Origin of the sequence: Tateyamaria armeniaca, from assembly GCF_045797845.1 — a bacterium.
GTDB classification, from domain to species: Bacteria; Pseudomonadota; Alphaproteobacteria; order Rhodobacterales; family Rhodobacteraceae; genus Tateyamaria; species Tateyamaria armeniaca.
Map to the genome: position 1 here is coordinate 1272356 of NZ_JBHDIY010000002.1, position 22608 is coordinate 1294963.

Here is a 22608-nt window from a genome sequence, read left to right on the forward strand (position 1 = left end):
TGACAGGGTTTTGAGACATGACCAGCGCTGCCACGCTGTTGCGGGACGTATTCGGTTTCGATGATTTCCGGCCCGGTCAGCAAGAGATCGTGGACGCCGTAACCGCAGGGGAAAATACCCTTGCGATTATGCCCACGGGTGGTGGTAAATCCCTGTGTTTTCAATTGCCTGCGCTGATGCGCGATGGGGTAACGGTTGTTATCTCTCCGCTGATTGCGTTGATGCGGGATCAGGTGCGTGCGCTGCAAGAGGCGGGCGTGAATGCGGGGGCGTTGACCTCAGGGAATACGCCTGAGGAAACGGATGCTGTCTGGACAGCGCTTGAACGGGGCGAGTTAAAGCTGCTCTACATGGCGCCCGAACGTCTTGGCGCCGGATCGGCGATTGGCATGTTGCGCCGGATCGGCGTCAGCCTAATTGCGGTCGACGAGGCGCATTGCGTCAGCCAGTGGGGCCATGATTTCCGCCCCGACTACCTGCGGATCGGAGAGTTGCGGCGCGCGCTGGACGTGCCCTTGGCGGCCTTCACCGCGACGGCAGATGCCGAAACGCAAGTCGAGATCGTGCAAAAGCTGTTCGACGGTACGCCGCCCCGCGCATTCCTGCGTGGCTTTGACCGGCCCAATATTCACCTCGCATTTGCCGCCAAAAACGGGCCACGCGCGCAGATCCTGAACTTTGCCGCCGCGCGCAAGGGACAGTCGGGCATCGTCTACTGTGGCACACGTGCCAAGACCGAAACGCTTGCTCACGCGCTGCGCGAGGCGGGGCACAGCGCGATCCATTACCATGGGGGGATGGAGGCTGAAGACCGGCGCATCGCCGAGCGCCGCTTTCAACAGGAAGACGGGCTGATCGTCGCCGCCACGGTTGCCTTCGGCATGGGTGTGGACAAACCCGACATCCGTTGGGTCGCTCATGCGGACCTGCCCAAGAGCATCGAGTCGTATTATCAGGAAATTGGCCGCGCCGGGCGTGACGGTGCGCCTGCTGAAACGCTGACCTTATTTGGCCCCGAAGACATCAAGCTGCGCCGGTCCCAGATCGATGAGGGCTTGGCCCCGCCCGAACGGCGCATGGCAGACCACGCGCGCCTAAACGCGCTGCTGGGACTGGCCGAAGCACTGGAATGTCGGCGCAAAACCTTGCTGGGTTATTTCGGTGAGGCCGAAGTGAGTTGCGGCACCTGCGATCTGTGTGACGCGCCCGCCGACGTGTTCGACGGCACGACGGCGGTGCGCAAGGCGCTTTCAGCGATGCTGCGCACCGATGAATGGTTCGGCGCGGGTCACCTGATCGACATTCTGCTCGGCGCGAAGACAGAAAAGATCAAGCAACGTGGGCATGACAGCCTGCCGACATACGGGGTCGGCAAAGAGTATTCCAAAGGACAATGGCAGGCCGTGTTCCGGCAGATGATGGGCCATGATCTTGTGCGGCCCGACCCGGACCGACACGGCGCGTTGCGCATGACCGATGCGGCGCTGCCGATCCTGCGGGATGAAGCCAAGATCACGCTGCGCCGTGACACGATTGCCGCAGCCGTGGAACGCAGACCCGCGATCAAGGAGATGGTCTCGGAAGAAAACGCGCCGCTGCTCAGTGCACTCAAGGCCAAGCGTCGTGGGCTGGCGGAGGCGGCACGGGTCCCGGCCTATGTGATTTTCCCGGACCGCACGCTGATCGAGATGGCCGAGAAGCGGCCCAACAATCTCGACCAGATGGCTCAGATCAGCGGAGTTGGTGCGAAGAAACTGGACAAGTTTGGTGATGCGTTCCTTGAGGTGATCAATGGCGAGGCGGCGGCCCTGCACCCGACGCGGCGCAAGCTGGCCGGAAAGGACGCGGGCGCGATTTACGATCAACTGCTTGCAGTACAGGCGGACCTGGCGCGCGGATCAGACGGGACGGACAAGCCGTTGAGCTGTTCGGCGTCTCAACTGGCAAAGGTCGCACAATTGCGCAACGGTGATGACGCCGCGCTGGAACGTCTGCTGGGCGATCGCAAGGCAGAGCGGTTTGGCCCTGCATTTCTGGACGTGTTGCGGGACGCGGGCTAAGTCTGCCTGAAACATATGGGGTGATGACATGTTGGTGGTGATTTCGCCGGCCAAGCGGCTGGATTGGGCAGAGCGGGATGTGGCGACGACCGCACCTGCGATGCAGGACGATGCGGTGCGTCTGGCGCGCACGGCCCGCAACCTGACACTGGGCAAGCTGAAGTCCCTGATGGACCTGAGCGACGATCTGGCTCGGCTGAACCGGGATCGGTTTCAGGCATTCGAAGATGCACCTGAAGCCGAAGTAACCCGTCCGGCCATGCTCGCCTTTGCAGGTGACACGTATCAGGGATTGGACGCGGCATCCCTTTCGGACGAAGACACGGCCTATGCGCAGGACCATCTGCGCATCCTTTCTGGTCTTTATGGCCTGTTGCGCCCGCTTGATGGGATCCAGCCCTACCGACTGGAAATGGGCAGCCGTTTGAAAACGCGTCGGGGCACGTCCCTGTATGATTACTGGCGCGGAGACATTGCCAAGGCACTGAACACACAAGCCGAGGCGACGGGCACCGACATGCTGGTGAACTGCGCCAGCCAGGAATACTTTGGCGCGGTGCCGGATAAGGTTTTGAAGCCGCGGATCATCACCCCCGTATTCATGGAAGACAAAGGGGCTGGCCCCAAGATTGTCAGTTTTTTGCCAAACGGGCGCGGGGCGCGATGGCGCGGCATATCGTTCAAAACCGGGTGCGCGATCTGGATGGATTGCGCGCCTTTGATGCGGATGGATACCGTTATCAGCCCGATGCATCTGACGATCAGCGGCTGGTTTTCGTGCGCCCTTACCCAGCCTGACGCGGCTCTTCATCGTCCGGGAGTGGGGGGCTCGCCTCGGGTGGGCAAAGCTCTCGCAGCTTGCCGTGAATTTCGGGTTTGCGCAGCGGTTTGGTGAGGTAGTGATCGATGCCGCTGGCTAGGATACCCTGATCGTCCCCATCCATCGCATGCGCGGTCAATGCGACAATGGGAATGTGGCCGCCACTCTTTTGCTCAATCTCGCGGATTTTCATGGTCGCTTCTTTGCCGTCCATCTTGGGCATTGAGATATCCATGAAGATCATGTCCGGCTCAAAGCTCTGGAATAGTTCCAGCGCCTCAAGACCGTTGGCGGCAAATTTGAGGTCAATGTCGGCATCCTTGACCATTTTGCGGAACACCAACTGGTTGGTTTTGTTGTCTTCTGCGGCCAGCACCCGCATTTTTCGCACGTCTCGGGTGCCGGACGTGTCAGTTTCGTCCTGCCGCGTGACCAGCGGGCCAACCGATTGCAACTGCGTGAACAAATCCGCGCGCGGCAAAGGTTTTTGCAAAATGGCGTGCAGATGCTTGGCCCCGGGGTCGTTTGCTGCAAAGCTGGTATTGGAGCTGAGCATGATGACAGGGGTTTGGCAGCCGTCGTTGCGAATGGTTTCAGCAAGCTCCAGACCGTCCATGCCCGGCATGTTGTGATCCGTCAGAACAAGGTCGATTCCTTCGAGTTGCTTCAGGGCGTCTTCACCGCTTGCGCAGGTTACGACGCCCAGACCGATCTGCTCCAATTGTCGTTGCAAGATCATGCGGTTGGCCTCGACATCATCGACAACAAGAACACGGCGCAGACCTTCGGGCACAGGCGGATGCGCTGGTAATTCGTCGGCCCCCATCGCCAGCGATATCTTGAACCCAAAGCAGGATCCGACACCGTCTTCGCTCGTGACCCACATTTCGCCTTCCATCATCTCGACCAGACGCTGCGAGATGGCAAGCCCCAGCCCCGTTCCGTCGAATTGCCGGTTGCGTTCATTTTCGACCTGATTGAATTCGCCGAATATGTGGTCGATCTTGTCATCCGGTATGCCGATGCCGGTGTCTTCGATGGCGATATTCACGGTCGCCCGCCCGTTTTCGATGTCCGGCACGCCGGTCACGCGGACCAGTACATGCCCTTCAGAGGTGAACTTGACCGCATTGCCCATCAGATTGGTCAGGACCTGCCGGATACGCCCCGGATCGCCGACATATACCGTTGGCAGGAACAGGTCGTAATCCACCAGCATGGTCAGTTTCTTGTCCCGCGCCGAAGGCTGCAACAGCATGATCACTTCGTGAATGCAGCGTTCAAGGTCAAAGGGTTCGGGGTGCAATTGCAGTTTCTTGGCTTCGATTTTGGAATAGTCGAGGACGTCATTGATGATGACGAGCAGCGCCTCGCCCGAATTCTTGATCGTATCGACATACAGTTGCTGTTCTTCGGTAAGGCCAGTGTCCCCCAGCAATTCGGCCATCCCCACGACACCGTTCATCGGGGTTCTGATTTCGTGACTCATGTTGGCAAGAAAGGCTGATTTGGCACGGCTTGCCGCTTCGGCTGCTGCCCGCGCGGCCTTCAGTTTCTGTTCATACTCGACGGATTCTGTGATGTTCAGTCCGAGTGAGACGATGTCACCCCCTTGCCCGCGCCGGTCCACCAACTTGATGTATTGATCGTTCCAAAGCCGGATCGTGATCGGTTCCGGCTGGGGCTGCATCCAGCGTTCCGTCATCATCTCGCGCCAGTCCTGCGCGGCCAATTTGCCGGTGTTCACGATCCCCTCATCCGTCAGAACCTGCAGGATTGTGACATAGTGCACGCCCGGGCGGATGAGTTCGAGTTTGTCAAAAATCGCGAGATAGCTGCTGTTGGCCGCGATCATCCGGTTGTCGGAATTGAAAAACGCAAAGCCGTCGGTGATGGTTTGAACAGAATGCCACAACCGGCGTTCTGCAATCTCGACCTTCTGGTTGGCTTGCCCGAGCTCTGTTTTGACACGTTCGTTTTCGGTTTTGACATTGGCCACTTCGGCCCGTGTTTCCACGATTTCGCCCTGTAGCGCCGCCGCATGTCGTCCAAGCTTGCGATTGGCTGCTGACAGTTCGGCCTGTTTGAGCTCCAACAGCCGTTCCGCTGCCAGTCGCCCACGCCGTTCCAGCGCCAGCTTGTTTGCCAGGCTCATTCCAGTGCTCCGCCAACATCTTGTTGTCCGGTTTATGTCACCGTGATGGTGAAGATCGACTTAATCCCGCCCGTCGAAAGGTTTGCACGGCCACCACCCGTCATGGCAGGCTGGACTCGCACCTGTTCCCTGTTGCCCGGAGTCTTGCCATGTACCGTTTCCTGCTGACCTGCCTTGTCGCCATCTGGTCGGGGGGCGCATTCGCCCAGCAGATTGTGCCGGATCAACGATATGTGCTGACGCAGGACATGGACTTTTTCGGCGCAGACCGAACCGCCCTTTTTGACACGACCTTTGAGGCCTGCCAGCGCGCCTGCAATGCGGATAGGCAATGCGTCGCTTTCACTTTCAACAGCCGGTCGAACGCGTGTTTCCCGAAATCCGCGATCACGGACCGCCAGCCCTTTATCGGCGCCCTCTCTGCCGAGCGTGTGCGCACGGATCAGGGTCTGCAACGGGCAGCGATGGACCGCGCCAATGCCCTTGGGATCAGTGACGATGACGCCCGCGCCGCGCGCGCATTGGCAGAGGCCATCGGACCGCGGCACGCCGTGAACGGCCAGACGGTCGAGGCATTGCTGGGCGCATCCCGCGCGGCATGGGATCGTGGGGATCGTGCTGCGGCCCTGAACTGGACGGGGGCAGCCGTTGCACTCAGCGACGCGCCCGATCTGTGGTCACGCTATGCCTATATCGCGCTGCGCCTCGGGGACAATGTCGCGTCGCGTTTGCGCAATTCAGCGCGCCGGGATGCGGTGCCTGCCGCCCTCAACGCCTATGTGCGCAGCGCAAATACAGGTGGACAAGCCAGCGCGTTGCAGGGCCTTGCCGAAGCGCTGGAGGCCAACAGGCGTGGTCGCGACATGATTCCTGCTTTGCGCATTGCGCAATCCTTGCAGCCGCGTGACGACATTGCTGCGGCTCTGGACGAAGCCATCGGAAAGTATGGTTTCCGGGTCGTTGATACGCGTGTGGACAGCGAGTCTGCCCAGCCACGCATCTGTGCAACATTCTCTGAACCGCTCGTTCAGGCTGGTGTGGACTACGAACCGTTCGTGCGCAGTGAGGCGTCGGGATTGGTTGTACAGGTCTCTGGCAGTGACTTGTGTCTGGACGGGGTGGCCCATGGGGAGCGGTATCGCGTGACCTTGCGTTCTGGCCTGCCGGGCGCGAGCGGTGAAGTTCTGCACAAGGACGTGCCGCTGACACTCTATGTGCGAGACCGCGCGCCCCTCGTTCGCTTTCCGGGCCGGGCCTATGTGTTGCCGCGCAGCGCAGGGGCCAGCATTCCGGTCGAAACGGTCAACCTCGACATCGTCGATCTGGTGCTGAGCAGGGTCAGCGACCGCAATCTGGTGCAGTCGCTCAAGGGAGATTTCTTTGGCCGGCCACTGTCGGGCTGGCAACAGGACCAGTTCAACGACGACATCGCGCAGGAAGTCTGGCGCGGTACCGGCGACGTTCAGATCGAATTGAACCGGGAAGTCACGACGCGCTTGCCATTGGGCGATATTCTGAAGGATCAGCCAACAGGTATCTACGTTCTGGGCGCGCGCGCACCGGGCAGTGACAGCTATGGCTCCCTGACCGCGTCGCAATGGTTTGTTCTGTCCGATCTCGGGATCAGCACGTGGCAGGGAAATGACGGATTGACAGCGGCGGTGCGCGCATTGGGCGATGCCAGCGCCGTTGCGGGCGCCCAAGTGCGCCTGATCTCGAACGCAAATGCCGTTCTGGGCACGGCAGTGACCGATGGCGAAGGGTTTGCGCGCTTTGATGCCGGACTGACGCGGGGGCGGGGGGCCGCAGCGCCCGCATTGGTGCAGGTCGAATCCGGGGATGATTTTGTCTTTTTGCCGCTCACTGATCCTGCCTTTGATCTGTCTGACCGCGGGGTCGAGGGGCGTCCGCCTGCGCCGCCGATCGACGTTTTCCTGACCACAGATCGCGGGGCCTATCGCCCCGGTGCGACGATCTTTGCAACCGCACTGGCCCGGGATGCGCGTGCGGGCGCGATTTCCGGTCTGCCAGTGACAGCGATCCTCAGCCGCCCGGACGGTGTGGAGTATTCCCGGGTCGTAAGCGCGCAAGGTCAGGCCGGTGGCCACGTCCTTGAGATACCGCTGGCCGCGAGTGCGCCGCGCGGAACGTGGCGGATTGCCGTGATGGGCGATCTGAACGCGCCACCGCTTGCCACCACAACAGTGCTGGTCGAGGATTTCATCCCCGACCGCATTGCTGTCGATCTTGAGATGAACGAGGGCCCGCTGTCACTGTCTGCACCCGGCCTTGTGCGGGTTGATGCGCAATACCTGTTCGGCGCGCCGGGAAGTGATCTGGTGGTCGAGGGCGATGTGCGCCTGCAGCGCCGCGACAGTATCGAAGGCTGGCCTGGTTATCGCTTTGGTCGCCATGACGCGCAGTTTTCGGCGCAAAGCAGCTACTTTGATGGTGGGCGTACAGATGCGGAAGGAAAGGCGCAGGTGATGCTGACCCTGCCAGACGTCGAGGCCGAAGGGGTTTTGCTTGAGGCGGTTGCCACTGTGCGGGTTTCTGACAGTGGCGGACGCCCCGTCGAACAGTCTGTGACCCGGCCCGTCGCGCCGACAGGTGCAGTGATCGGGATCAAGCCCGGCTTTGATGACGTCCTGCCCGAAGGTGGCACTGCTGCATTTGACCTGGTGGCTGTCGGGGCCGCGCCACTGCCCGTGCAATGGACCGTAAACAAGGTCGAAACGCGCTATCAGTGGTACCAGCTTTACGGCAACTGGAATTGGGAGCCTGTGACCCGGCGCATCCGCGTGGCTACAGGACAAATCGTGTTGAGCGAGACGCCACAAGCGCTCGAAGTCCCCACGGAATGGGGCGATTACGAATTGGTCATCGAGGCACAGGGCGGAGCCTACACCGCAAGCTCCGTCGGGTTTTCTGCGGGTTGGTATGGTGGCGTGGACAGCAGCGCCACACCGGATCGCCTTGAACTTTCGCTCGATGCCAAGAGTTATCGGGTTGGCGATACTGCCCAAGTGCGCCTCGTTGCGCCCCATGATGGCGTCGCCCTGGTGTCCGTCCTGTCCAGCGACGTGATCGCGCGGCAGGTTGTCTCGGTCACCGCGGGCGAGGCTGTCATACCCGTTGAGGTCAGCGGGTCGTGGGGGACGGGTGCGTATGTTACGGCATCTGTCTTGCGCAATGTCGCTGGCCAGCGCGGCCCGGCGCGCGTGCTGGGACTGGCCCATGCCAGCGTTGATCCCGAAGAAAAGGCATTGCAGGTCAGCATTGATGCGCCTGACACCAGCGATGGGCAGGCAGGCAGCACGGACGTGGTTGTTCGTGTCGATGGCCTTGGCGGTTCAGAGGGCTTTGTCACCTTGGCGTCTGTCGATGTGGGCATCCTGAACCTGACCCGGTTCGAGCCACCTGACCCGCAAGCCCACTATTTTGGCCAGCGTCGGTTGGGTGTCGAGTTGCGCGACATGTATGGACGTCTGATTGACGCCAGCAACGGCGCGATGGGTACCGTTCGCTCCGGCGGCGATGCACAACGGGGTATGGAGCGGGCAGGCCTGCCGCCGACCGAAGCAGTCATGGCGGCCTTTTCCGGCCCGGTTGCCGTTGGCCCCGATGGGATGGCGACGATCACTGTGCCGCGCCCAAATTTCAACGGCGCAATCCGGTTGATGGCTGTCGCGTGGTCGGACACTGGCGTCGGTCAAGCCTCACAAGACATGCAGGCGCGCGACCCGGTGGTGATCTCTGCCGCACTGCCACGGTTCCTTGCACCGGGCGACAGCACCCGCGTGATGCTGGAATTCGTACACGCGGCGGGGGCCGCAGGTGTCATGCCTCTGTCGGTCAGCGCTACGGGCCTCGATATGGGCGACGTACCGGACCAGATCGACATTGCCGAGGGCGCGACTGTGCGCCTTGTCGTGCCGGTCGACGCAGATGCAGTCGGGGATCACAGCATCGACGTGGTACTCAGAACACCGGACGGAACGGAGTTGCACAAGACACTCACACTCGGCGTGCGCGCCAACGATCCTGTCACCGCAACCACGCGCCGCTTTCAACTTGGCGCGGGCCAGGTGCTGACCTTTGACGACAACGTTTTGGCCAACTTGCGACCAGACACGGCGCGCGCAACGCTCGCCGCCGGTCCGCTCGCACGTTTCGACATGCCGGGACTGTTGCGTCAGCTTGACCGCTACCCCTATGGCTGCACGGAACAGGTCACTTCGGCCGCCTTGCCGCTGTTGTATGTGCCGCAAACCGCGTCTGCGGCAGGAATCGATGGGATCAGGGACCGGGTCGAGTCTGCCATCACGCAGGTTTTGACGCGACAGGCCAGCAATGGCGCCTTTGGTCTGTGGCAGGCACAATCGGGGGATTTCTGGCTTGATGCCTATGTGACCGATTTCCTGACGCGGGCGCAGACAGAAGGATATGATGTTCCGGACGCATCCGTACGCTCTGCCCTCGATAATCTGCGCAACCGTATCAATTACGCCCCCGACTTTGACAGCGGCGGCGAAGACATTGCCTATGCGCTCATGGTTCTTGCCCGCGCCGGTGCAGCGTCCATCGGCGACCTGCGCTATTACGCGGACACCAAGGCCGAAGCGTTTGCGACACCACTGGCGCGCGCGCAATTGGGCGCAGCACTTGCGAGTTACGGAGAGCAGGCGCGCGCGGACCGGATGTTTGGATTGGCGGAGAATCTGGTGCTGCGTGCCCCGGGTCGTGCGGCCGGATGGCGTGATGATTACGGGACCCCGTTGCGCGATGCCGCCGGTCTGTTGCACCTCGCCGCTGAGGCGGGCAGTCGCGCCGTCGATCAGGCGCAACTTGCCACAGGGATTGCGGGCCAATCTGGACGTTACTCGACGCAGGAGGCTGCGCAGCTTTTGATGGCGGCGCAGGCTTTGCGCAGTGGAGCGGGGCCCGCGGTGCTGAGTGTGAATGACGTGCCGGTTGCCGGACCACTCGTCCAGACACGGGCGACGGGCGATGCCGTGTCCACCATTCGCAACGTCTCTGGCGTGGCGCAGGACGTGACACTGACCAGCTATGGCGTGCCCCTGACTCCCGTCGAAGCGGGCGGCTATGGCTACAGCATCACACGCAATGCATACGATCTGGAGGGCAATCAGGTCACCGGACCATGGCGCGTCGGTGAACGCCGCGTGATCGTGCTGCGCGTCACTCCCTTTGAAGAGGTGGGCGCACGCTTGATGGTGGATGACCCGCTGCCTGCCGGGATCGAGATCGACAACCCCAACCTCCTCCGTTCCGGGGATGTGCGGGGCCTTGAATGGCTGAGCCCAGCCACGCCACAGCATGCGGAGTTCCGAAGTGATCGTTTTCTGGCGGCGGTCGATCACCGCAGTGCTGATCCGTTCGAACTGGCCTATATTGCCCGTGCGGTCAGCCCGGGCGACTTCCACCACCCAGCCGCTCTGGTCGAGGATATGTACCGCGCCGAATACCGCGCCGTTACCGACACCGGGCGCACCGTGGTGACCGAGTGAAGCGGCCACATCGCCCCTTTTTCTGGACGGCCATGTTGCTGTTCAGCGCTGGCCTGTTGCACGACAGTTGGGATGGGTGGGTGATCCGCACCGACGTTCCTTCCGTCTTGGCGACGGCGTCAGTGGAAATGCAGGATCGCAACGGGACGCTCATGCGCGCCTTTGCGGTTGAAGACGGGCGTGTGCGCTTGGCGGTCGCGCCGGGATCTGTGGATTCAACCCTGACGGACATGCTGATCCAATACGAAGACAAGCGGTTCTATCAGCACAATGGTGTGGATGGGCGCGCGATGGCACGCGCGGTTGCGCAGGCGCTGGCTTCGGGCCGTGTCGTTTCCGGCGGATCGACGCTGACGATGCAGGTAGCGCGGTTGCTGGAGAATTCGGGCACCGGATCGTTGTACGGCAAGCTGCGTCAGATCCGCCTCGCATGGGCGCTGGAACGGCAATTGAGCAAGGATGAGATCCTGCATCTCTACCTGCAACACGCCCCCTATGGTGGTCGGATCGAAGGCGTGCGCAGCGCCGCCTTTGTATGGTTCGGCAAAGAGCCAAAGCGCCTGTCACCTGCGCAGGCCGCGTTGCTTGTGGCCTTGCCGCAATCCCCCGAAACACGCCGCCCTGATCGCCATCCAGAAGCGGCCCGCGCTGCCCGTGATCGTGTTCTTGCGCGGGTTGGTGCCGCCCCAAGCGTGGCTGATGTCCCCCGTGCGATGCGCCCAATGCCACGGCTTGCGCCGCACCTTGCGGATGCCCTGCGTGCAGAAAATTCTGCAAAGCAAAGGTTTGTCACGACGCTAATCGCGCCGCTTCAAACCCGGATGGAGGGCTTGATCAGAACCCATGCGGCAGCTCAGGCCACGGGTGTGTCCATGGCGATGATTGTTGTGGATCACCACACGGGCGATGTTCTGGCGCGGGTTGGTGCGCCCAACTACTCAGATGCGGACGGGAACCTTGGCTTTGTTGATATGACACGTGCCAAACGCTCGCCCGGATCAACGCTGAAGCCGCTGATCTATGCACTGGCCTTTGATCGGGGGCTGGCCCATCCGGACACGATTTTTGCGGACCGTCCGACTCGATTTGACCGATACGCGCCGCAAAACTTTGATGGGCAGTTTCGAGGGGATGTGACTGCACGCACGGCCCTCGCCCAGTCGCTGAACATACCGCCCGTTGCGCTGACCGAAGCACTGGGACCATCGCGCCTGATGGCCAGCCTGCGCGCCTTTGGGGCAAAGCCGGTCCTCAAGGGTCAACCGGGACTGGCCGTGGCGCTTGGTGGCGTGGGGATGAGCCTTGAGGATATTGCACGCGTATATGCAGGGTTGGCGCAGTTGGGAAAGACTGTTCCGATCAGCGACCAGAGGCAAAAGGCACTGGCACCGCGACAGGTGATCGCCCCGCGCGCAGCTTGGCAGGTGGGGGACATCCTGCGCAGTATCGCGCCGCCTGCCGGTGCGCCAAGTGGCCTCGCCTACAAGACGGGCACCTCTTATGGCCACCGCGATGCATGGGCGTTTGGATATGACGGGCGGCATGTGATCGGGGTGTGGATCGGCCGCCCTGATGGCACACCAGTGCCGGGTGCCTTTGGCAGCGATCATGCAGCCCCTCTGTTGTTCGAGGCGTTTGGACGATTGAAGTCGAAACTTGACCATGCGCCCCCGCCCCCCGCAGATACGTTGATTTTGACGACGGCAGAGCTGCCCTTTCCCTTGCGCCGGTTTGGCCCGGCCAAGCCTGCCGCGTCCGGGCCGGCAGTGGCCTTCCCGCCAGACGGTGCGGTGCTGGAAAATGCGGATACCGTGATCAAGGTGGAGGGCGGCACGCTGCCACTGACTGTCCTGCTGAACGGTGCGCCGGTTGCGTCGAACCTGAGAAAGCGCCATGTTTCCGTCGGGCTGCGATCACGTGGATTTTCCGACATTTCGGTGATTGATGCGGCCGGTCGGTCTGCCCGTGTCGCGGTCGAACTCCGCCCCTAGCGGCGGCCCTCGCGCAGCCATGCACCAGTGATCAGACCCGCGGCCATCAACAATACCAGCCAGGGCGGCAGCAAGGCCATCTGACGCACATCCTGCGTTTCATATGCGCCGCGCGGCGTGATCCCGATCCAGCCGCGTCCGGCGGCGGGACGGCCCTCGCGCACCGTGCGGATACGGGGTGTGCCTTCTTCGATCCGCAAAACACCGCCACGCGTGCTTTCGACACGTTCCTCCAGAATGTCAGCCGTTGCGATGGTGGCCTCGAATTCCTTGGGGGCTGCTGGGCCAAGCCCGATCACCGCGCTTTGCTCACCGTTCTCAAGGCGGTACAGCCCAATTTCCGGTCCATCGAAGCGCGTTTCAAACTGGCCGGGGGCGACTTCGTTCAGCGTGAGTTCGGTGGTCGTGCCGTTTGGATCGGTAACGGTGACCGGTGGCACGCTGTCCGACAAGGTGCGTCGCTGAATGCGCATCGACTGGCCGGTGGCAATGGCGGTCAGCGCCTCTTCTTCCAGCTCGGGCTCTTTCATCATCCAATGTGCAAGGCGGCGCAGCAATTCGAGTTGCGGGCCGCCGCCCTCATAACCGCGGTTCCACAGCCATGCGTGGTCAGAGGCAAGCAGGGCGACACGGCCCTCTTCGACCCGCTCAAGGATCAGAAGAGGGCGGTTGTCTACGCCTTCCATCACAACCACGCTGTCGTCGCGCGCCGCGACATCCACCTGTCGCAGCCAGCGGCCCCAGTCGCCTGCACCCGGCATTTCTGTTGTGACGGGATGGCGGTTGCCGATTTCAGATACGGTCGGGCGATACGCTTCTTCCAGCACCCGCGCCGACGGCTCGGCTGGCATAACGGCACCAAGCGGTGAGCGATAAAGGCTGTCTGCACTGGCAAAGTCCGGGCCGGCCGCGACCAGCACAGCCCCTCCATCACGGATATAGCGCGCGACATTGTCGAGATAGAGCGACGGCAGGATGCCGCGTCGCTTGTATCTATCAAAGATGATCAGGTCGAAATCGTCGATCTTTTCCAGAAACAACTCGCGCGTGGGGAAGGCGATCAGGGACAGCTCGCCCACTGGCACGCCGTCTTGCTTTTCGGGTGGACGCAGAATGGTGAAGTGGACGAGATCGACGGAACTGTCCGATTTCAGCAGGTTGCGCCATGTGCGCCCGCCAGCATGCGGTTCTCCGGAGACCAGCAACACGCGCAACCTGTCCCGAACACCGTTTATCTGAATCAGGGCCGTGTTGTTGCGGTCAGTCAACTCACCCTCCGCTTCGGGAACGGTGAACTGGATCACATTGCGCCCGCCGTGGGGCAGCGTGACGGGCAGGTCGATATCCTCGCCAATGCGTACGTTGAAGCGTTGCGGTTCCGCCCCGTCCACCGAGATATCCAAGGGCGCAGTTCCGTTGTCGACAGGGGCCGCGCCGCTGTCTTCGATCCGCAAAGTCAGGGTCACCGGTTCTCCGATGATGGCAAAGGCAGGTGCGTTCTTGACCAACAGGCGGCGATCCCAGTCGGTCTCTTTTCCGGTCAGCAGCAGGTGCATCGGGGCAGGCAGGTCGAACGGCAGATCGGCGTCATGCACTTGCCCGTCACTGATGGCGATAAGGCCAGCGATGCGCGCGCGCGGCTCTTCGGCGAGTGCGTCGGACAATGCCGTCATCAAGCGCGTGCCGGTGTCTTCGTCGCCGTCCGGTACGGTGATGCGCCGCACTTCGGTGCCTTCGCGTGCGCTCAGCGATGCCTCGATTGCATCGGCAGCACTTGCCGTCTGGTCGGGCCGGTCGCGCAGACGCTGGCTTGCGCTTTGGTCTTCGGCAAGGATCACGATGTCGCTCAGCGGCGCGCGGTCTTCCTCCTGAAAGGCGGGACCTGACAGGGCCGCAAGGATCACGAGACCGGCAGCCCCCCGCAAGGCCCACCCATTGAGACCGCGCATCACGGCCAGAAGAACACCGCCCGCGACGACAACCGCCAGGACGGCCAGCACGGGCCAGGGCAGCAATGGGTCAAACAGAATGGTTCCGGTCATTGTCCCAGCCGATCCAGCAACGCAGGTACGTGGACCTGATCGCTTTTGTAGTTGCCCGTCAGCACATGCATCACAAGGTTCACGCCAAACCGGTAGGCCAGCTCACGCTGTCGCTCACCGCCAAAACCGCGCCCGACAGGCAGCATGGCCTGACCGCTTGGTGTCACGGCCCACGCAGCGGCCCAGTCATTGCCGCCAATGACCACCGGCGTGACCCCGTCATTCAGATTGCGAAAAGGCATACCCTCGACCTGCTCTGCGCCGGGTGGTGCGGCTTCGACCCAGACTTCTCCGTTCAGATGCCGCCCGGGGAAATCCTGCAGCAGGTAAAAGGTACGCGTCAGAACGTGATCGCGCGGGATCGGTTCAAGCGCGGGAATATCCAATGGTGCTGCAAGGTCTTGCAGCTTGCGCCCGTTGGGACTGGCCGTGCCAAAGCCCGCAATGTCACCGTCGCGCGTGTCAAACAGGATCAAGCCGCCCGAACGCAGGTAGTCGTTCAACTTGGCATAGGCTTCACGCGAAGGGCGTGGTTGATCGGGTGTGACGGGCCAATAGAGCACTGGAAAGAACGCCAATTCATCGACTTCCAGATCCACGCCGATGGGCGGTGCAGGCTCGACCGACGTGCGGAAAAACAGCGTGTCGGACAAGCCGCGCAAACCCGCCTCGGCCACTTCATCGACTTGGCGGTTGCCGGTGATGACATAAGCCAGAACAACCTCCGAGGCGGCGGAGATCTCATCCTCGGGGCTTTGCTGCGCCTCTGCCGGGCCATAGGGTGCCGCGGCAAAGAACAGCGCCGCAACGACCGCAGAGGTCCGGCTGGCACGCATCCCGCCCGTCAGGCGACCCGACAGGGCAAGGGACGCGATGACATCGGCAAGCAACAGCCCAATGGCGGCGGCCAGCAATATTCCCCCAAGCGGTTGTTCCGGAATAATGGCAAGGCCGGACACTTCGATGCGGGCCGGCCATTCTGCGGGTTCGAGCGTGGCATCCGCCGTCAGGACATTGCGCGCAAGGCTGCGATCCCCTGAGACATAGACACCGGGCAGCAGGTCAGGCCCTGCCGCGTCCGTCACCAGTCTCGGGCCGGGAACGCCGGGCATCGCGCCTGCATCCCGCAACGCACCAAAGCCGTCCATGACGATTTGCGGCGTCCAGATCGTGCCCTCAAGATCGTCTGCCGAGGGCGCAGAACTGGTGGAAGACACAGCAAGCCGTTCAAGCATTTCGACAAACAGGCCAGAGAGGGGCAGAGACGACCATTCAGCATTGGCAGTGACGTGAAACAGCACAATCTGTCCCTGTCCTAGCCGTTTCCGGGTCACCAGTGGTGTGCCGTCGCTCAGCTCCGCTATGACCCGCTCGGCAAGGGTCGGATCGGGCTGCGCCATGACCTGCGCGGTGATCGCCACATCATCCGGTACGGCAAGGCCAAAGAAGGGCGAGTTTTCCTTGAACGGCGCAAGCGTTTTGGGCGATCCCCAACTCATCGCACCACCCACGCTGCGCCCGCCAGAGCGCAGGCGCACAGGCATCAAGGGATCTTCGTCGATGCGCGAAATGTCACTGGCCGCAACGCGCGGACCGGCGAACCGCAACAGCAAACCACCCTGATCAATCCATTCCGAAATCGCCTCGGCTTCACCTTCGGACAGGGTGGCGACATCGGCCAGCACGATCACATCCGGGTTTGCAGGCAGAACATCGCTGAGTGCACCACTTAACAAGTCAGCCGTGGGTGCAAGCGCGCGTTCCAGGTAGTGCAGCGGCGACAGCAGTTCGAGCCCTTCGCGACCCTCCCGCCCCGCGATGAGCGCGATTTCGCGGCGGCGCAGGCTGTCATCGACCAATGTCACAGCACCCGAAGACTTCGCACCCTGCACCTCGAACCGGGTCACGCGGGCGCGCAGTTCGGCAGGCAGGGACAGGGCAGTGTCCGCCGTCGTGTCGCCGGGGCCAAAGACGGCATTGGCCGATGCCAGAATTGCTGCATTGCCTGCTGGATCGCGCCCCTGTGCCAGCACAGTCACACCGCGCTCGGACCCGGGGTTTACCCGCAGCGCCGTCAATTCGATCAATCCGTCTACATAGGCGGCAGGGGTCAGCGCGATCACGTCCGTGACCGCCTGGGTCACACGCACGGGGCCGCGCGCTTCCAGCGTTTCCAGCACGGCGTCGTGGCCCGGATAATCCAGACCGTCGCTGAACCAGACAGTTTCAAACGCGCCTTCGGGCAGGCTCTCAATGAGGGCTGATGTGTCACCGGGTTGCCACGGCGCGGGGGCGATGCCGGGCAGGCGTGTGGTGATTGTGTTGGCAGCCTGAAACACGGCTGGTTCCGGATCGGACAGGTGCAGCAGCGCCACTTGCCGGTTCTGCGCCCCGGCGCGGCGCAGCTCGCCCTCAACCGCTTCGATCTGGCGCGCCCATTGGGCCGCCCCCGCCCAGCTGCCATCCATGACGACCAGCAGTGGCCCATTCCCTGCCTGTCCGTCATCTTCTGGGTTCAGCACGGGTCCGGCCAGACCAATGATCATCGCCGCAACGGCCAACATGCGCAGCAACAGCAGCCACCAAGGGGTCCGGTCCGACACGGATTCGTCGTCCTGCAACCCCAGCAAAAGCGCCACACCGGGAAAGCGCTGGCGGATCGGCGCAGGCGGGATGGCCCGCAGGATCAGCCACAGGATGGGCAAAGCGATCAGCGAGACCAGCAACCATGGCGCAAGAAAACCTATCGGGCCAAAGACCGTCATGACCGTACCCTTCCGCCATCAAGCGCGCGCCAGATCCAGAGCAGGCCCGATTGGGCGGAGGTGTCAGTGTGGTGCAGGCCATATTGCCAGCCCGCCACAGAACACAGGTGCTGAAGCTCGGCCTTGCGCGCGGCGAGGCGGTCCAGATACCGGTCCTTCAGGTCGGACGCCTTGAGGGTTTCGTGTTCCAGCGTGCCGCCCATGCTTTGGAACACCGTGCGCCCGCGAAAGGGAAATGCCTCTTCTGCCGGGTCAAGTACGTGCAGCAGCACACCGCGCACGCCACGATCTGCCGCTTTGGTCAGGGCTGTGCGCACCGCCTCTATGTCGCCCATGAAATCCGAGATGAACAGCGCGCGCGCATGGGGCACCATGGCCCTGTGTTCGGGCGGGGCATAATCCTCTTCAGCGTCTTCGGAAAACATCTCTGCCAGACGCAGGATTTGCATATTGCCGCGGCGCGGGGGCAGGCTGGTGCCTGTCAGGCCGACGCGTTCACCACCACGCACCAGAAGGATAGCGGCGGCCAGACCCAGTACGCGGGCGCGTTCGGCCTTGGTCGTCAGGTCTTTGGTCGAGGCAAAACGCATCGATGCCCCCTGATCGATCCACAACATCACGGACTGTGCAATCTGCCATTCGCGTTCGCGCACGAACTGCACGTCCCCCATCGCGCTGCGGCGGTGATCGATCAAACGGCGGCTGTCCCCGATCTGGGCGGGGCGGTATTGCCAGAAATCATCGCCCATGCCTGCACGGCGACGCCCGTGATCGCCCAGCAGAACGGCGCCTGCCAGATGCTCTGCCCGCGCCAGCAGCGCAGGCAGGCGTGCGGCCTGGGATTCCGCCTTTTCGCGTAGGGCGAGGGGGTTGTCACGCGGCCGCCTCTTGGCGGCTGAGGGTTGCGGCGGTTTCCTCGATCAGGTCAGACAGGCTGTCGCCTCGGGCACGGGCGGCAAAGTTCAGCGCCATGCGGTGGGACAGAACAGGCCGGGCCATGTCTATGACGTCTTCGGCCGAAGGGGCAAGGCGGCCCTGCAACAGGGCACGTGCCCGCACCGCCAGCATAAGCGCCTGCGCTGCACGCGGGCCGGGGCCCCAAGCCACGGTTTCACGCACACGCGCAGATGCATCGGGTTCATCGGGTCGGAAGGCGCGGACGAGATCGAGAATCATTTCGACCACGCTGTCGCCCACCGGCATCCGGCGCAGCAGCGTTTGTGCCGCCAGCAATTCCCCATCCGAAAAGACCGGCTCGGATTGCGCATCCTCAACGCCAGTCGTGGCGAGCAGAATGTCCCGTTCGGTGCCACGGTCCGGATACAGCACATCGATCTGCACGAGGAATCGGTCAAGCTGCGCTTCGGGCAGCGGATATGTGCCTTCCTGTTCAATCGGGTTCTGGGTGGCAAGCACGTGGAAGGGCACGCCAAGCGGGCGATCCTGCCCGGCGACGGTCACCGTCTTTTCCTGCATCGCCTGCAGCAGCGCGGATTGGGTCCGCGGGCTGGCCCGGTTGATCTCGTCCGCCATCAGCAACTGGCAAAATACCGGCCCCGGCACAAAACGGAATGACCGGGTGCCGTCATCATCGGTGTCCAGCACTTCGGAACCCAGAATGTCGGCAGGCATCAGGTCAGGCGTGAACTGAATGCGGCTGCCATCAAGGCCCATCACCGTGCTGAGGGTTTCAACCAGCCGCGTCTTGCCCAGCCCCGGCAGACCGATCAGCAAACCATGCCCGCCGCACAAAAGAGCGGTTAGCGTCAAATCCACAACCCGTTCTTGCCCGATGAAGCGTTTGGTGATCGAGGCTTTGGCCTCGGCCAGTTTGCCTCCCAAGACTTCGATTTCGGCAACAAGATCCTCAGCGTCGGTCATGACTTCTCTTTCATTCGGAATATACTCTATCTGATAACCTATTGCCTCAGGATGGAATGGCAAAACATATGAGTGGACAAAAAACCGTGACACCGGATGCCGAAGGGCTGGTTGCATCGATCACTGCCGCAAAAACACGCGGTTTACCGCCAGTGCACCTGTGGAATCCCCCGTTTTGCGGGGATCTGGACATGCGGATCGCGCGGGACGGGACGTGGTTCTATCAGGGCACGCCCATCGGGCGGCCCGGTCTGGTCAAGTTGTTTTCATCGATTCTCAAGCGCGAGGACGGCAAATACTTCCTCGTCACCCCGGTGGAAAAGGTCGGGATCACCGTTGATGATGCCCCTTTCGTGGCCATCGACTTTGAACCGGATGGCGAGGGTGAGGATCAGAACCTGACCTTTACCACCCATGTGGGCGATGTGGCGGTGGCCGGGCCGGACCACCCGATCCGCGTGGAACGTGACCCGGAGACGGGCGAGCCGTCCCCCTATATCCTGATCCGCGCCAACCTTGAGGCGCTGATTGACCGCAAAAGCTTTTACCGGCTGGTCGATCTGTGCGTGCATGAGGGCGAGTGGTTCGGGGTCTGGTCGGGTGGTCAGTTCTTTGGCGTGATCCCGTCGGCCGATCTGCCCTGAGGACGGCGCACAGGATATGTGCGGGCACGCATCTAGGAAAAGTGCCTGTGTCGTGCAGTTCTATCAGCACTGAACCCCACACTATCTCATCGGAGGCGTCATCATGAGCAAAGGCACAGCAGTGATCATCGGCGCGGGCAGCGGGCTGTCCGCATCCCTTGCCCGGCAGTTGCATACGCGCGGCCACTCCATCGTGCTGGGTGCCCGGAGTACAGACAAACTGGCAGCACTCGCCGCCGAAACCAGCGCGCGCACCGTCGCGCTGGACGGAAGTGATCCGGCGGATGTGGACGCGCTGTTTGCCTCGATTGAGGGGCGTCTTGATGTGGCGATCTACAACCCGTCTGCACGCAGCCGCGGCCCGGTGGCCGAGCTTGATCCCGAACAGGTGCGGCGTGCAGTGGAAATCACCGCCTTCGGTTCATTTCTGACAGGGCGTGCGGCCGCCAACGTGATGCAGGCCCAAGCCGAACAGGACGGCAAGCGCGGGACAATCCTGTTCACCGGCGCATCGGCGGGGGTCAAGGGATTTGCCAACTCTGCACCTTTCGCGATGGGCAAGTTTGCGCAACGGGGCCTTGCCCAGTCCATGTCCAGAGAGCTGCATCCAAAAGGCGTGCATGTAGCGTGGGTCAATATTGATGGCGGGATTTCAAACACGGCGCGCGCCGAACGCACCGATGACGGTACAGACAGGATGCTGGACCCGGATGCGATTGCGACGGCCTATATGCAACTGATCGACCAGCACAGATCGGCCTGGTCCAACGAAATCACCCTGCGCCCCTGGGTCGAGACGTTTTGATGGCACTTGTTTTGCACGCGGGTTAGCCTGACCGGAATGCCGAAGTTTGCCGCCAATCTCACACATCTCTGGGCTGATTTGCCCTATCTGGACCGCTTCGATGCCGCCGCCGAAGCGGGGTTCAAGGCGGTCGAGGTGCTGTTTCCCTATGATGCCCCGGCCCCTGAAACGCAGGCGGCCCTGCAGCGCAACGGCTTGCAGATGGTCCTGCTGAATGCTCCGGGCCCGAATTACACCGGTGGCGCGCGCGGCTTTGCGGCGGTCCCGGGGGGCGAGGCGCGGTTTGATTATGACATGCGCCGGGCTGTGCGATATGCGCAGGCGCTTGGTGCCAGCATCATTCATGTGATGAGCGGGGTGGGCGAAGGTGCTGCCGCCAAAAAGACGATGATCGACAATCTGAAACGGGCCGCAGACACACTGCCCGAAGGATTGTGCCTGACGCTCGAACCGCTCAACCAGATGGCGCAACCGGGATACTTCCTGTCCAGCTTTGACCTCGCCGCCGACATCATCGAAACCGTGGGCGCGCCAAATGTCGCGCTGCAATATGACAGTTACCACGCACAGGTCATCACCGGCGATGCTTTGGCCACGTTTCAGGCCATGCACCGACTGATCCGCCACATCCAGATAGGGGACGCGCCCGGCAGGACGCCCCGGGCACTGGCGAGATCGATTTTACTGCGCTGTTCGCGGCGATTGATGCCAGTGGCTACGATGGTTGGGTCAGCGCCGAATACACGCCAAATGGGCGCACCGAGACCGGATTGGACTGGATGCCGTGACTGCTTTCATCCGGAATAAGAAATCTGCAGAAACCGAAAGGCACACACCATGATCCCCGCCCGCTACGCCCACATCGTCTTTGGCCTGCTGCTGAGCGGGATGATGTCGTTCATCGTATCAGGGATTTCGACATTTCTGGCCATCGGCATGGTATCCGGTTTTTTCAGCCAATGGATGGGGGGCTGGCTGCCCAGCTGGGCCGTGGCCTTTCCGGTCGTCCTGTTCGTGGCCCCATTGGCCCGCCGCATGGTTGCCGCGCTCACGATCAAAGAGGAGTGAGAGCTCAGCGATGCGCCAGCTTACGTCGCCCGTTTCCTTTTGCGGCCAAACAGCGCTGCAACGCCGAAGCCGGACAGCAACAGAATGCCCCCAGCAGGCAGTGGGACCGCTGGCGGGGGAGCATTGACCAGCGTCAGGAACGCATCCGGTGCCTTGAACAAGAGCAGATCAATCGCGTTGCCATCTTCCAGAAATCCGCTGAGGGATCTGGTGCCGCGATCAAAGACCAGATCGTATCCGCGAACGGTCAGCGATGCGTTGTCGGACAGGAAAAAGTCGCCGCCGAAGGTTCCCCCCGACACAGTCAGGTTTGCCATGGCGCTTATGCGCAGTGAATAGGCCATCGATCCGGACTGGCCTATGCCCCCCGCGACTGTGCCGCCAGAAATCGTCCCCACTGCTGTGTCAAAGATACCCAGACCCACACCACCTGTGGAACCGTTGCCACCGGTCAACGTGCCGCCAGTCATGGTGAACAGGTTTGTCCCGGTGATCGTCGCACCGCGCCCGCCATTGCCATTGATGATGCTGTCGCCGCCCGTGATCGTTCCGGCAGAGAATTCGAACACGCCGCCGTTGATACCCACGCCACTGCCGCCATTGTTTGTGTCACGGCCCTTCACGGTGCCACCGGCCACTTCCACATTCGATCCGCCGGTGCCAAAGATACCGTCCCGTCCCGGCTGTGTTCCGGTGTTGATGGCCGACCCGCCTGTGTTGATCACCGCGCTGGATGCATTGAACAAAACGATTTCATCCGTGCCATCCGCAGAGGCCGACCGTGTGAGTGTCGACCCATCGTCCAAAGTCGTGACAGCCTGTGCCTGCAGCGCTGGCATTACGGCG

At 62.3% G+C, this 22608-nt stretch carries 12 protein-coding genes and 2 pseudogenes; 8 read left to right on the forward strand and 6 right to left on the reverse strand.

The window, feature by feature from the left end:
* Window positions 1–17: 17 nt before the first annotated feature.
* Together recQ and yaaA are read left to right on the forward strand one after the other, a co-directional pair.
* Window positions 18–2060 (forward strand): DNA helicase RecQ, encoded by a 2043-nt coding sequence (gene recQ / locus ACERZ8_RS06365; protein ID WP_407591361.1) that lies wholly within the window; start codon window positions 18–20, stop codon window positions 2058–2060.
* Between the two features lie 28 nt (window positions 2061–2088).
* Window positions 2089–2750 (forward strand): annotated as a pseudogene (yaaA, locus tag ACERZ8_RS06370) (peroxide stress protein YaaA); the annotation flags it as partial.
* Between the two features lie 95 nt (window positions 2751–2845).
* On the opposite strand, the gene ACERZ8_RS06375 reads toward yaaA, so the two are convergent.
* Complete coding sequence (locus ACERZ8_RS06375) at window positions 2846–5035, reverse strand: response regulator (RefSeq protein WP_407591362.1); 2190 nt, start codon at window positions 5033–5035, stop codon at window positions 2846–2848.
* A 149-nt stretch (window positions 5036–5184) separates the two neighbouring features.
* Here ACERZ8_RS06375 and ACERZ8_RS06380 point away from each other — a divergent pair, with 149 nt between their 5' ends.
* A complete protein-coding gene (locus tag ACERZ8_RS06380; protein ID WP_407591363.1) occupies window positions 5185–10566 on the forward strand; it encodes an alpha-2-macroglobulin family protein in 5382 nt (1793 codons plus the stop codon).
* Between the two features lie 32 nt (window positions 10567–10598).
* Window positions 10599–12557 (forward strand): penicillin-binding protein 1C, encoded by a 1959-nt coding sequence (pbpC, locus tag ACERZ8_RS06385; RefSeq protein ID WP_407591364.1) that lies wholly within the window; start codon window positions 10599–10601, stop codon window positions 12555–12557.
* On the opposite strand, the gene ACERZ8_RS06390 is transcribed toward pbpC, so the two are convergent.
* The 4 genes from ACERZ8_RS06390 to ACERZ8_RS06405 form a co-directional block, all read right to left on the reverse strand.
* Complete coding sequence (locus ACERZ8_RS06390; protein ID WP_407591365.1) at window positions 12554–14599, reverse strand: hypothetical protein; 2046 nt, start codon at window positions 14597–14599, stop codon at window positions 12554–12556. The two genes, pbpC and ACERZ8_RS06390, sit on opposite strands and share 4 nt — an antisense overlap.
* Window positions 14596–17364: a DUF4159 domain-containing protein gene (locus ACERZ8_RS06395; protein WP_407591366.1), complete on the reverse strand. Its 2769-nt coding sequence runs from the start codon at window positions 17362–17364 to the stop codon at window positions 14596–14598. Before ACERZ8_RS06395 ends, ACERZ8_RS06390 begins: the two co-directional genes overlap by 4 nt.
* Window positions 17361–18113: a DUF58 domain-containing protein gene (locus ACERZ8_RS06400; protein ID WP_407591367.1), complete on the reverse strand. Its 753-nt coding sequence runs from the start codon at window positions 18111–18113 to the stop codon at window positions 17361–17363. Before ACERZ8_RS06400 ends, ACERZ8_RS06395 begins: the two co-directional genes overlap by 4 nt.
* Before the next feature lie 124 nt (window positions 18114–18237).
* A complete protein-coding gene (locus tag ACERZ8_RS06405) occupies window positions 18238–19245 on the reverse strand; it encodes an AAA family ATPase (protein ID WP_407591368.1) in 1008 nt (335 codons plus the stop codon).
* Between the two features lie 68 nt (window positions 19246–19313).
* On the opposite strand from ACERZ8_RS06405, the gene ACERZ8_RS06410 reads away from it, so the two are divergent.
* The 4 genes and pseudogenes from ACERZ8_RS06410 to ACERZ8_RS06425 all read left to right on the forward strand — a co-directional run bounded on the left by ACERZ8_RS06410 (window position 19314) and on the right by ACERZ8_RS06425 (window position 21762).
* Complete coding sequence (locus tag ACERZ8_RS06410) at window positions 19314–19889, forward strand: DUF1285 domain-containing protein (RefSeq protein WP_407591370.1); 576 nt, start codon at window positions 19314–19316, stop codon at window positions 19887–19889.
* A 103-nt stretch (window positions 19890–19992) separates the two neighbouring features.
* Window positions 19993–20694 (forward strand): SDR family NAD(P)-dependent oxidoreductase, encoded by a 702-nt coding sequence (locus ACERZ8_RS06415; protein WP_407591371.1) that lies wholly within the window; start codon window positions 19993–19995, stop codon window positions 20692–20694.
* Between the two features lie 36 nt (window positions 20695–20730).
* Window positions 20731–21482: pseudogene (locus ACERZ8_RS06420) on the forward strand (hydroxypyruvate isomerase family protein).
* Between the two features lie 49 nt (window positions 21483–21531).
* Entirely contained in the window at window positions 21532–21762 is a 231-nt protein-coding gene (locus ACERZ8_RS06425) for a DUF2798 domain-containing protein (RefSeq protein WP_407591372.1), read from the forward strand.
* A 20-nt stretch (window positions 21763–21782) separates the two neighbouring features.
* Here the strand turns inward: ACERZ8_RS06425 and ACERZ8_RS06430 are convergent, their stop codons facing one another.
* Window positions 21783–22601, reverse strand: a complete 819-nt coding sequence (locus ACERZ8_RS06430) for a VPLPA-CTERM sorting domain-containing protein (protein ID WP_407591373.1) — start codon at window positions 22599–22601, stop codon at window positions 21783–21785.
* Between the last annotated feature and the right edge of the window lie 7 nt (window positions 22602–22608).